The organism is Streptomyces sp. NPDC034086 (assembly GCF_055575515.1).
In genome coordinates this window covers 295,494-307,494 of sequence record NZ_JBVISM010000007.1, presented here as the reverse complement: position 1 = coordinate 307,494, position 12,001 = coordinate 295,494, and the positions used below count along the sequence as shown (strand labels likewise).

General features: G+C 72.1%; 10 protein-coding genes. 7 read left to right on the top strand and 3 right to left on the bottom strand.

The genetic code is table 11. The features are described from left to right. Positions 1-119: 119 nt before the first annotated feature. Both ACZ514_RS19315 and ACZ514_RS19310 read right to left on the bottom strand, forming a co-directional pair. Complete coding sequence (locus tag ACZ514_RS19315) at positions 120-1,301, bottom strand: glycosyltransferase (protein WP_468700378.1); 1,182 nt, start codon at positions 1,299-1,301, stop codon at positions 120-122. After that, positions 1,298-4,168, bottom strand: coding sequence for a bifunctional glycosyltransferase/CDP-glycerol:glycerophosphate glycerophosphotransferase (locus ACZ514_RS19310; protein ID WP_469125217.1), 2,871 nt, complete (start codon positions 4,166-4,168; stop codon positions 1,298-1,300). Before ACZ514_RS19310 ends, ACZ514_RS19315 begins: the two co-directional genes overlap by 4 nt. 158 nt (positions 4,169-4,326) lie before the next feature. Between ACZ514_RS19310 and ACZ514_RS19305 the strand changes: the two genes are divergently transcribed. The 7 genes from ACZ514_RS19305 (at position 4,327) to ACZ514_RS19275 (ending at position 10,890) form a co-directional block, all read left to right on the top strand. Next, complete coding sequence (locus tag ACZ514_RS19305; protein WP_388938948.1) at positions 4,327-5,301, top strand: glycosyltransferase family 2 protein; 975 nt, start codon at positions 4,327-4,329, stop codon at positions 5,299-5,301. Beyond that, a complete protein-coding gene (locus ACZ514_RS19300; RefSeq protein WP_468172326.1) occupies positions 5,301-5,753 on the top strand; it encodes a GtrA family protein in 453 nt (150 codons plus the stop codon). Before ACZ514_RS19305 ends, ACZ514_RS19300 begins: the two co-directional genes overlap by 1 nt. A 79-nt stretch (positions 5,754-5,832) precedes the next feature. After that, positions 5,833-6,960 carry a glutamate 5-kinase gene (proB, locus tag ACZ514_RS19295; protein WP_469125216.1) on the top strand — a complete coding sequence of 376 codons (1,128 nt, stop codon included), beginning with the start codon at positions 5,833-5,835 and terminating at the stop codon, positions 6,958-6,960. A 46-nt stretch (positions 6,961-7,006) separates the two neighbouring features. Further along, a complete protein-coding gene (locus ACZ514_RS19290; RefSeq protein WP_468172320.1) occupies positions 7,007-7,438 on the top strand; it encodes a hypothetical protein in 432 nt (143 codons plus the stop codon). A gap of 302 nt (positions 7,439-7,740) precedes the next feature. Continuing rightward, on the top strand, positions 7,741-9,024 hold the full coding sequence (locus tag ACZ514_RS19285) for a glutamate-5-semialdehyde dehydrogenase (protein WP_469125215.1): 1,284 nt from the start codon (positions 7,741-7,743) through the stop codon (positions 9,022-9,024). Positions 9,025-9,101: 77 nt separating this feature from the next. After that, on the top strand, positions 9,102-9,647 hold the full coding sequence (locus tag ACZ514_RS19280; RefSeq protein WP_468700388.1) for an SCO2584 family spore wall biosynthesis protein: 546 nt from the start codon (positions 9,102-9,104) through the stop codon (positions 9,645-9,647). Between the two features lie 67 nt (positions 9,648-9,714). Continuing rightward, the gene (locus tag ACZ514_RS19275) at positions 9,715-10,890 is read left to right on the top strand and encodes an SCO2583 family membrane protein (protein ID WP_468172311.1); all 1,176 of its coding nucleotides are present in this window, start codon (positions 9,715-9,717) and stop codon (positions 10,888-10,890) included. Here ACZ514_RS19275 and ACZ514_RS19270 read toward each other — a convergent pair. Beyond that, entirely contained in the window at positions 10,874-11,956 is a 1,083-nt protein-coding gene (locus tag ACZ514_RS19270; RefSeq protein WP_468172308.1) for a M48 family metallopeptidase, read from the bottom strand. The genes ACZ514_RS19275 and ACZ514_RS19270 overlap by 17 nt on opposite strands. Between the last annotated feature and the right edge of the window lie 45 nt (positions 11,957-12,001).

Sequence of the window (12,001 nt, the reverse complement as noted above, 5' to 3'; positions counted from 1 at the left end):
CCAGAAACAAGAAAAAGCACGCCACCCCTTCTGACATCTTGTCCCCCACCCGCCCTCCCCCCCCCCGCCCGGGGGCGGTGCCGGGGGTTGGTCGCCCGCGGCCGTACGAGCGGGCCGGGTCAGCGTTCGAGGAAGGCGAACAGCTCTTCCCAGCGGTCGGTGATCTCCGCCGCGGAGTAGCGCCGCACGTGACGGAAGGCCGCGTCGCCGAGCGCCTCGCGCGTGTCGCGGTCCGACATCAGGGTGTCGAGGTGCCCGGCCAGCTCCATCGTGTTACCGAGGCGGGCCAGCAGCCCGTCCTCACCGTGCCGCACGATCTCGCGCACGCCCGGCGCGCAGTCGAAGGCGGCCACGGGCAGGCCCGCCGCCATCGCCTCCAGCAGGGTGATCGGGAAGCCCTCGGCACGGGAGGCCTGCGCGAAGACGGACGCCTCGCGCAGTGCGCCCAGTACGTCGGCGGTGCTGCCCCTCCACTCCACGGAGTCCTCCACGCCGAGCGAGGCGCAGTGCGCCCGCAGGGCCGCCTCCTCGACGCCCGCGCCGTAGATCCGCAGGGTCCAGTCCGGGTGGCGCGGGGCGGCGTCCGCCCACGCGTCGAGGAGCAGGTCCACGCCCTTCTCGAAGGCGAGGCGGCCGACGCTCGCGACGACCTTCGCGGTGCGCGGGGCGGGGGAGTCCGGCATGAACGGCAGCGGGTTCGGCATGCTGTCGACGTTCTCCATGCCGGCCCGGATCCACAGGTCCGCGTCCTCCGGGGTCAGCACCAGCAGCCGGTCGGCCTGCGCGTAGAAGCGGCGGACCCGCGCGCCCCGGGTGGACTTGTGGCTGGCCTCGAAGGACTCGTGGCTCATCCCGATGACCGACAGGCCCTTGGTGTCGGCGAGCGCCACCCACTCCATCGCCCAGACCTGGGTGACGATGACGACGGCGCCGGGCCGGGCGGCCCGGAACAGGCCGCTCAGCGTCTCCGCCTTGGCCCGCATGCCCGCCTGGCGGGCCGCCTGCCGGCGCCGCTCGGGGGCGTTGAGCCGGCCCTTGAGGCCGCGCAGCCGGCGGGCGCCGGGCGGGTGGGCCTCGTACAGGGTGGTCGTCTCGTACGGGAGACCGGGCGGCAGCTGCTGGCGGATCTCCTCGGCCACGGGGGCGATGCCGATGACGTGCACCCGGTGACCGCGGTCCGTGAAGAGCCGGGCCATCTGGTGCGACCAGGTGGTCACGCCGCCGAGCTCGTCCACGCTGTTGGAGACGAGGAAGATGTCGCGGCCGCCCGGCGCTGTGGACTCGTGGGGCTGCTGGCTCACTTGCCGCTCCTGGTGAAGAACTTCTCGACGATCTGGCGGGCGGCGTCCCCGCGGTCGTACTCGCCGAACTCGCTGAGGAAGCGCTGACGGGCCTCCGCGTACTTGGCGTCGGCCTCGTCGAAGGCGGCGACGGCCTGCATCAGCTCGTCGGCCGTGGCCACGACGGGCCCCGGTGCCTTCTCCTTCAGGTCGAAGTACGTGCCGCGGATGTCGGTCGCGTACTTCTCGTAGTCGTACGCGAAGAACAGCATCGGCCGGTCGAGGACCGCGTAGTCGAACATCACGGACGAGTAGTCCGTGATCAGCCCGTCGGCGAGCGCCAGCAGCGGGGTGATGTCGTGGTGCCGGGACACGTCGATCACCCGGCCCGTCACCGACGGCGGCAGCGAGACGCTGTTGAGGTAGTGCGTGCGCACCAGCAGCGTGAAGCGGTCACCGAGCCGGTCCGCGAACTCCTCGACGTCGAAGGGGAACGTGAAGCCCTCCACGGTTCCGTCGGCGCTCGCCCGGAAGGTGGGCGCGTACAGCAGCACCCGCTTGGCCGGGTCGATGGCCAGCTCGGTGGCGAGCGGACCGCGCACGCGCTCCCCGCTGTCCGCCTCGGCGCGGTGGGCCTCGACGAGGGCGTCGTTGCGCGGGTAGCCGGTGCGCAGCAGCACCTCGTCGCGCAGCCGGAAGCCCTTGGCGAGGGTGCGCACGTCGTGCTCGGAGCGGACCAGGAAGTGGTCGAAGCGGTTGACGGCGGCCTGGAAGCGGTCCTGCCCGGCCCGGCCCTGCGCCTTGGTGTGCGGCTCGTGGAAGCCCATCCGCTTGAGCGCGGAGCCGTGCCAGGTCTGGATGTACGTGGTTCCCGGGCGCTTGGCGAGCGCCAGCGGGAAGCCCTGGTTGTCCACCCAGTACTCGGCCTGGGCCAGCGCGCGCAGGTAGGGCCAGCTCCAGCGCTTGACCAGGGTGGCCTCCTCGGGGAAGCCGGTGGGCTTGGCGCCCGCGTACGACCAGATCGCCTCGAAGGGCGCGCCCTGGCGGACGAGTTCCTCGTAGATCGCCTTCGGGCTGTCGCTGTACTGCTTGCCCATGTGGCTCTCGAAGACGACCGTGCCCTTCTTGACCGGCAGCTTCGAGAAGACCTCGTGGTAGACCTTCACCTTCTGCTCGCCCGAGCCGAGGTTGCGGCGGGCCTTCAGGGCCCGGCGCAGGCCGCGCTTGACCACGCCGGCCGCCTTGCCGTGCATGGCGCCGCGGAGCAGGGTCTGCGTGCGCACGGCCGCGGCGCCCTCGGCGGTGAGGACGTAGGAGAGGTTGCCCTTCTTCGTCACCTCGGGCTCGAAGCGGTCGGAGACGAGCCGGGTCAGGCGCGGGCGCACCCGCAGCCGGGCCGCGGATTCCAGGTCGACGCCGCCGACCGAGACCCGGGTGGTGAGCCGGTCGGCGCCGGCCGTCAGCTTGAGGCGGACGTCCCAGACGGCGTCGATGATGCCGAGGGGGCGCACGGTGCCGGCGATGTCGGCCGTCGCGGTCCACTCGATCGTGTGACCGGCGTGGCGCACGCTGGTCACCGGGAAGCTGAAGGAACGCACCCCGATCTGCCGGCGGGCCCGGAATTCCAGGGAGGCCTTGAGTTCGGCGTCCTCCTGGATGCGGCCCAGCGGGTTCACGACGGCGCCCGACAGCGTGACGGTGCCGCGCCCGTCGTCCTCGTACGAGGTCAGGCGGTTGCCCAGGATCAGGGAGGACAGCGGCGCGGTGTGGAAGCCCTGGGCGGTGACGTCCAGTATCCGGCGGCCCTCGGCGTCGTCGAGGTGGGCGCCGCACCAGTAGACGCGCCCGTCGCGCTCGGCGAGCGGGGAGGACAGCCGGCCCTTGTTGGTCATCGAGTCGGCGGCCATGAGGAGGTTGTCCCAGTCCTCCCTGCCGAGGAGGTAGGCGCAGATGGCCTGGAGGTGGGTGACGTGGTCGTACGCGGCCGGGTCGATGCCGGCCAGGTAGCCGTTGGCCAGCCGGGCGAACTCCCGGCGGTAGTCGTCGCCCAGCAGCGGCAGGTCGCGCAGGTGCAGCACCAGGTCGTGCTTGAGGAACTTGGCGTCCTTCGCGGTCTTGATCGCGGTGTGGCCCTTGGCGGCCAGCAGCTCGTCGACCCGGCGGTGGATCTCCATCCGGTGGACGAAGTTCGCGATCTCGTGGCGCCGGTTGCTGATCGACTTCGACTGGGTCTTCTCGACCACGTTCCAGAAGTACACGTGGTTCGGGATCAGCGTGATGCGCCGGGCGGCGACGTACGCCTGGGCCGAGAACAGCAGGTCCTCGTAGTGGATGCCGACCGGGAACTCCAGCCCCTGCTCCAGCAGGAAGGCGCGCCGGTAGCACTTGTTCGTGGAGAGGGTGTCGTAGACCAGCAGGTCCGGGTACTCGGTGATCGACTCCAGGGTCCGGGTCCGGGAGTAGATCCACGGGTACCACTCGGTGGTCTTGCCCCACCGGTTGTCGAGGTGCACGCGTACGCACATGCCCGAGACCAGGTCGGAGCCGGTCCGCTCGGCGGCCACCAGCATGTTCCGGCAGGCGTTGCGCTCCAGGACGTCGTCGCTGTCCAGGAACATGACGTAGGTGCCGGTGGCCTGCTGGATGCCGTGGTTGCGCGGCGCGCCGCAGCCGCCGCTGTTCTCGGGCAGCTGGAAGGCGCGCACCCTGCCCGGGTTCGCCGCTTCCAGCTCCCGGGCGACCGCGTAGGAACGGTCCTCGCTGCAGTCGTCCACGATCACGACCTCGACCCCGTGCAGGGTCTGGTCCAAAACCGACTGGACTGCTGTCGGCAGACGCTCTGCGTCGTTGTAGACGATGACGACCACGGAGACGTCAGGCACGTGCACCTCGATCCTTTCGTTCCATTCCGCTTATCCCGTCAAAGCTACCGTGTGCCACACGCGACTCGGGCAGGCCGGCCGCCGGCGTGCATACTTCTAAGGAAGAGGTGAGTGGCGGGCCCGGTCGCCGACAATCACCCGTTAGGACGCTGCAGGAAGTGCTCATGACCAAGCTGTCGGTAGTTGTCCCCTGTTACAACGAAGAAGCCGTCATCGACCGGTTCGACGCGGAGATCCGCCGGGTGCTGGACACCCTGCCCGTCGAGTACGAGGTCTGTTACGTCGACGACGGCAGCCGGGACGGGACCCTCGGCAAGCTCCGCAAGATCGCCGCCGAGTACGGGGAGCAGACGCGCTACGTCTCCTTCAGCCGGAACTTCGGCAAGGAGGCCGGCATGCTCGCCGGGCTCCGCGAGGCCACCGGCGACGCCGTGGTGATCATGGACGCGGACCTCCAGCACCCGCCGGAGCTGATCGCCACCATGCTGGAGCACTACCGGCAGGGCCACGACCAGATCATCGCCCGGCGCACCCGCGAGGGTGACAAGAAGCTCCGCTCCGCCCTCAGCCGCCTCTACTACCGCGGGGTCAACCGCTGGGTCGACGTGGAGCTCACCGACGGCGTCGGCGACTTCCGCATGCTGTCGCGCCCGGCCGTCGACGCCCTGCTCGCCCTCCCCGAGTACAACCGCTTCTCCAAGGGCCTGTTCTCCTGGATCGGCTTCGACACCGTCCACTTCGACTACCAGAACGCCCAGCGCGAGGCGGGCGAGACCAAGTGGAAGTTCGGGTCCCTGCTGAACTACGGCATGGACGGGCTGATCTCCTTCAACAACAAGCCGCTGCGCCTCGGCATCTGGCTCGGCGTGTCGCTGGTCGCGCTGACCGGCCTGTACGCGCTGTGGATCACCGTCATGGCGATCACCAACGGCATCGACTCGCCCGGCTACGTCACCATCGTCGCGATGATCGCGGGCATCGGCGGCATGCAGATGATCATGCTGGGTCTGATCGGCGAGTACATCGGCCGCATCTACTACGAGAGCAAGCGCCGCCCGCACTTCCTGGTCAAGGAGGCGCACGGCGCCGAGCGGATGCCCGGGATCTCCGAGGCCGTGATCACGGAGCGCAGCCGCTGATGAGCCGGCCCAGCCGACGCGACCAGCTCGGCCAGATCTTCCGGTTCGCCCTGGTGGGCGGGGTGAACACCGGCACCTTCTTCGGCATCTACCTGCTGCTGCACCCGTGGATGCCCTACTTCGCCGCCTACACCCTGGCCTTCGTGCTGTCGATGATCGGGTCGTTCTTCATGAACACCTACTTCACCTACCGCACCCGGCCCACCTGGAAGAAGTTCCTGCTCTTCCCGCTGACGAACGTCACGAACTACGTGATCCAGTCCGCCGGCCTCTACGCCCTGGTCAGCTGGGCCGGAATGGACACCCGTATCGCGCCGCTCGTCGCGGCCGTCGTCGCCATCCCCTTCACCTTCCTGCTCTCCCGCCGGATCCTGATCCCCGGCACCGGGGCCGCCCCGGCCGGCGGCCCGGGGCAGGACCGCGTGTCGGAGCCCTCCTCGTCCACGGTCTGAAACCGGCGGGCGGGCCCGCCGCCCCACCCCGTAGATTGGCCCGGTCGCAGGGATCGGTCGGTTCGATGAGGGGAAAGACGTGTCAACGGCTAGGCAAGGTGTCGTGGACGCCCGCAGGATCGTGGTCAAGGTCGGCTCCTCCTCCCTGACCACCGCCGCGGGCGGACTCGACGCCGACCGGGTGGACGCACTGGTCGACGTACTCGCCAAGGCCCGCGGCGGCGGCGAGAAGGAGATCGTCCTGGTCTCCTCCGGAGCCATCGCCGCCGGCCTCTCCCCGCTCGGCCTGGCCCGCCGCCCCAAGGACCTCGCCCGGCAGCAGGCCGCCGCCAGCGTCGGCCAGGGGCTCCTCGTCGCGCGCTACACGGCCTCCTTCGCCCGCTACGGCGTCCGCGTCGGCCAGGTCCTCCTGACCGCCGACGACACCAGCCGGCGCGCCCACTACCGCAACGCCTACCGGACCCTCGACCAGCTCCTGGACATGGGCGCCCTGCCGGTGGTCAACGAGAACGACACCGTCGCCACCGACGAGATCCGCTTCGGGGACAACGACCGGCTGGCGGCGCTGGTGGCCCACCTCGTCCGCGCCGACCTCCTCGTCCTCCTCTCCGACGTCGACGGGCTGTACGACGGAGACCCGTCCCTGCCCGGCACCACCCGCATCGCGGAGGTCCGCGGCCCCGAGGACATCGCCCACGTCTCCATCGGCAGCGCCGGCAAGGCGGGCGTCGGCACCGGCGGCATGGTCACCAAGGTCGAGGCCGCCCGGATCGCCGCGGCCGCCGGGATCCCCGTGGTCCTGACCTCCGCCAGCCACGCCGCCGACGCGCTGGCCGGCCGCGAGACCGGTACGCACTTCCACGCCACCGGCCGCCGCTCCGCCGACCGGCTGCTCTGGCTCCAGCACGCGTCGACCCCCCAGGGCCACCTCGTCCTGGACGACGGCGCCGTACGCGCGGTCACCGAACGCGGCGGCTCGCTGCTCGCCGCGGGCATCGCCGCCGTCGAAGGCGACTTCAGCGCCGGCGACCCGGTGGAGCTGCGCGCCGCCGACGGCCGCGCCGTGGCCCGGGGCCTGGTCAACTTCGACGCCAAGGAACTCCCGCAGCTCCTGGGCCGCTCCACCCGCGAGCTTGCGCGGGAGCTCGGACCCGCGTACGAGCGGGAGGTCGTCCACCGCGACGATCTGGTGCTGCTCCCGGGCTGAGGTTCGGCAAAACCGCCGCGCGGCGGCCCGGGGACTGGTCAACTGTGTGGGGTGGACACGCGTGGCGCAGACAGGAGGCGGGCTGGTGAGACGAGCGCTGACCAGCGTGGGCGGCGGCGGGGACGAGCAGGCCGAGACCTCCCGGCTGTGGCACATCACCCTGAGCGTCTCCGGCAGACCGGCCCCGCTCTCCGAGGTGCGGCGCGGACTGGAGCAGCTCGCGCACGACCACCCCTTCCTGCTGACGAGCCGGTACGCCGACGACCACGCCGAGATCCGGTACTGGGAGGAGGCCCGCGACCTCCACGACGCGGCGGCCGTCGCGCTGCGGCTCTGGGGCGAACACCGTTCCTCGGCGCAGCTGCCGCCGTGGGAGATCGTCGGCCTGGAGGTCATCGACCGCCCCACGTACCACCAGCGAGTGGCCGAGGGCTACGGCCCGCCCCCGGCCCACCCCGTCGGGGTGCACCCCTACTAGGACGGGCGCCGTGCGGAACGGCGTACGGAGGCTCCGGGGACGCGGTGCGGCGACGCGGATCGGAGGACCGGGCGGGGAGCGGGCGGCGAGCGGCCGCCCGGGCGAGCCTTGCCGGAGCGCGGGCCGGTGACACCGGGCCGCTCGCACCGGGCCCTGCCGACGTCCGGCGGCCGGACCGGGCGTCCCGGGTCCCGGGCGTCCCGGCGTCCCGGACGTCCAGTGGGAGGCCCGGAAAGGCCCGGGCGTCTCGGGGGGTGGGAAGGGCGGTGGGGCCAGGGGGCGCGGGGACTACCCTGGGCCGCATGACCTCGCTCGACGACGCCACCGCCACCTCCCCCGTCACCGCCACCGCGCAGGCGGCCCGCACCGCCGCCGCCGCCATCGCGCCACTCCCGCGGTCCGCCAAGGACACCGCCCTGCTGGCCATCGCGGACGCGCTGGAGGCCCGTACGGCCGAGATCGTCGCCGCCAACGCCGTCGACACCGACAAGGCGCGCGCCGCGGGCACCAGCGAGACCGTCATCGACCGCCTCACCCTCACCCCGGAGCGCGTCCGCGCCATCGCCTCGGACGTCCGCGACGTCGCCGCCCTCCCCGACCCCGTCGGCGAGGTCGTCCGCGGCTCCACCCTGCCCAACGGCATCGACCTCCGGCAGATCCGCGTCCCCCTCGGTGTCGTCGGCATCATCTACGAGGCCCGCCCCAACGTCACCGTCGACGCCGCCGCCCTCTGCCTGAAGTCCGGCAACGCCGTCCTGCTGCGCGGCAGCTCCTCCGCCTACGCCTCGAACACCGCCCTCGTCGCGATCCTGCGCGACGCCATCGAGGGCGCCGGCCTGCCCGCCGACGCGATCCAGCTCGTCCCCGGCGAGTCCCGCGACTCCGTCCGCGAGCTGATGCGCGCCCGCGGCCTCGTCGACGTCCTCATCCCGCGCGGCGGTGCCTCCCTCATCAAGACCGTCGTCGAGGAGTCCGTCGTTCCCGTCATCGAGACCGGCACCGGCAACTGCCACGTCTACGTCGACGCCCAGGCCGACCTCGACATGGCCGTGGACATCCTCATCAACTCCAAGGCCCAGCGGCCCTCCGTCTGCAACGCGGCCGAGACCCTCCTCGTGCACCGCGACATCGCCGACGCGTTCCTGCCGCGCGCCCTCGACGCGCTCGCCGACGCCGGCGTGACCGTCCACGGCGACGGCCGGGTGCTGGCCGCCGCCGAGAGCACCAAGGCCACCGCGCTGCTCGCCACCGACGAGGACTGGGCCGCCGAGTACCTGTCGTACGACATCGCCGCCGCCGTCGTGGACTCCCTCGACGACGCCGTCGCCCACATCCGCCGCTGGACCTCCGGCCACACCGAGGCGATCGTCACCACCTCGCAGGCCGCCGCCCGCCGCTTCACCCAACTGGTCGACTCGACCACCGTCGCCGTGAACGCCTCCACCCGGTTCACCGACGGTGGCCAGTTCGGCTTCGGCGCCGAGATCGGGATCTCCACCCAGAAGCTGCACGCCCGGGGCCCGATGGGGCTTCCCGAGCTGACCTCCACCAAGTACATCGTCACCGGCGACGGTCACGTACGGTAATCGTCCCGGGGACACGGTGTGGCCGGAATGGGGCTCACACCCTGCCCAAAGCGGCCCCTCAGGTCTACGCTGGTTCCGTGCCGGACGACGTGGGGGGCAAACCGTTCCCGGACGACGGGGAGCCCGACGACGACCGCGGAGGCGCGGATCACGCATTCGCCTCCGTGGTGTTCGACGAGGACTTCGTCCGGAACGCCGAGATCCATGAACCGAGCGCGGCCGAGCGCCAGCGCGCGGCCGACCGGGCGCGCGCCGAGGCCGAGGCCGCCCGCGTCGCCGGAGGCTGGGCGGCCGACGAGGACTACGGCCGGCCCGACGGGTACGGCCTCGACGAGCCCGGATGGGAGTCCGGCCCGTACGGGCACGGGTACGGCTACGGCGAAGGCCCGTACGGGGCGTACGGCGGAGCCATGCGCCCCTACCGCGGCCGCTCGCCGTGGCTGCGCCCCGTCGCCTGGGTGCTCGCCGTCGTCATGGGGCTCGGCATGGTCGCGCTGGCCTTCAGCGCCGTCTACCGCAGTGCCTCCGGCGACCAGGACCCCGCACCCGCCCCGGCGAGCACTCCGCTGAGGGAAGTCACCGGCGTCGGCGCGTTTACGTACCCCGTCGGCCGCCAACCCTGAAGGTACGACCCCACTCGTTCACGCCGGAGCTGGGGGCTTCTCTGAAGCGGGGACAGCGGGAGAAGCGATGGCCGTTCCAGGAGATCCGCCCAACGGCACCCCCGAAGGCGCCGGCGGGGGTGATGAAGAACTGCGCCCGGACGAGTACCGCTCGGTGGTCTTCGACGAGGACTTCGTCCGGGCCGCCCGGCTCCAGGAGTTCTCCGCCCAGGAACGCATGGGAGAGCACGCCCGGGCCGTCCGCAGCCGTTCCCTCTGGTCCGGCGGCAGGTCCGCCCGACCGCGCACCAGCACCCCGGCCCGCGGTGCCCGCCAGGGGATGCTGCTCGTCATGCTCATCGCCACGGCCTTCGCCATCGCCGTCTACATGGGCGTGCGGAACCCGTACGTCCCGCCGCCCGGCGGCGAGGCAGAGCCGCTGAACAGCACCGTCGTCCCCCTGGCACCGGCCGCCCCGGTGCCCGGCGGCCCCCCGGCCGACCTCTACGCGAACAGCCCGGCCGCCACGTACCGGGTGGGCGCGGCCGGGATCACCCTGCCGGCCGTCCGCCGCACGCTCCACTTCACCGAGGGCCAGGTCGTCGCCGCCCTGTCCATCGCCAAGGACTACCTGGTCCAGTCCTCACTGGACCCCGACGTGCTCTCCGGCGCCGCCTCCCGGCCCGTGCGGGTGCTGCTGGACCCCGGGCAGCTCGCCCAGTTCGACGAGAGCATGGCCTCGCCCTCCGGGGACGGCCGGCACGCCGCCACCGGCTGGCTGGTCCGCTTCGACCCGGGCACCGCCGTCGTGGCCGACAGCCGCGTCCGGGTGAACGGCACCCTCACCTTCCGGGAACCCAACCCGAAGGTGCTGGAGGTGAGCACCGATCACACTTTCGTGTACGCCGTCCGTCCGGCGGCCGGCCCGCCCGACGCCGAAGGGGCCTCGCTGTTCACCGTCCGCCGCGAGCTGCGCCTGCGCTTCGACCGGGAAGACCTCACGGCCCGCCGGGCGGAGGTGTCCTCGGCGTACGTGATGGCCGGGCCGCAGGACTGCGCGAGCGAGCCCGCCGGGGGCTTCCGCCCCCTCCCGGCCGGCGCCGGGCCCACCACCGTGGGCCCGCCCGCGAGCGATCCGTACGCCACCGGCCGGCCCAGGCGCACGGCCGGGCTGTGCGGCGTACTGGCCCGGCCCGACGCGCAGGGCAGCCCGCGGGCCCTGCCGCAGCCGCCCCCGCCGGCCTCCGTCAGCCCCGTTCCGTAGGGCCCTCCGCGCCGCCGGAACCGCCGGAGTCCCGGGCGGCGCCACCCGTGCCGGTGAACCGGTCGCGCAGCTTCCCGCCGAGGTCCCCCGCGCCGCCGGCGATGTCGCCGACCAGCTTCATAAGCGGGTCCTTGCTGGTGCGCACGGACTCCGCGTAGTGCGAGGCGGACTGGCGGAAGGAATCGGTCACCGAGGTGTCCTTGTCCTCTTCCCGCCGGGGGTAGTGCCCGGCGACGATCCGCTGGTAGTCCCGGCTCTCGGACCACTTCTTCAGCTCGGCCGCCCGCACCGTGGTGAAGGGGTGGGTGCGCGGCAGCACGTTGAGGATCTTCAGGACGGAGTCGCGCAGGTCGCCGCTCTCCTCGTACTCCTCGGCCTGGGCGAGGAAGGCGTCCACGTTCATCTCGTGGAGGTGGTTGCCGCCCGCGATCTTCATCAGGCCGCGCATCGACGCGTTGACGTCCTGCCCGACCAGCAGTCCGGCCCGGTCCGCCGACAGCTCCGACTTGCGGAACCACTCGCGCAGCGCGGTGACGATCGCCATGATCGCGACATTGCCCAGCGGGATCCACGCCACCTTCAGCGCCAGGTTCGTCAGGAACAGCAGCACCGTGCGGTACACGGAGTGCCCGGACAGCGCGTGGCCCACCTCGTGGCCCACCACCGCCCGCATCTCCTCCTCGTCGAGCAGCTCCACCAGCGCGGTCGTCACCACGATGATCGGCTCGTCCAGCCCGATGCACATCGCGTTGGGCTTCGGGTCCTGCTGCACGTACATCTGGGGGACCTTCTCCAGGTCCAGGACGGAGCAGGCGTCGCGCAGCATGTCGTGCAGGTGCGGGAACTGGGTCTCGCCCACCCGCACCGAGTCCGACAGGAACAGGAGCCGCAGGCTGCGCTCCGGGAGGAGCCCGCTGAGCGCCTTGAACACGGTGTCGAAACCGGCGAGCCGGCGCAGCGCGACCAGCGCCGAGCGGTCCGCCGGGTGCTCGTACGCCCGCGAGGAGATCCCCGGGTACCTCCTGCGCTCGCGTGCCGGTGTCTTCACGGATCCGGTGTCCGTCATGGGCCCTCCCCCTGGGTCGGCTGTGGCGATTGTGCCCCTGTCCTC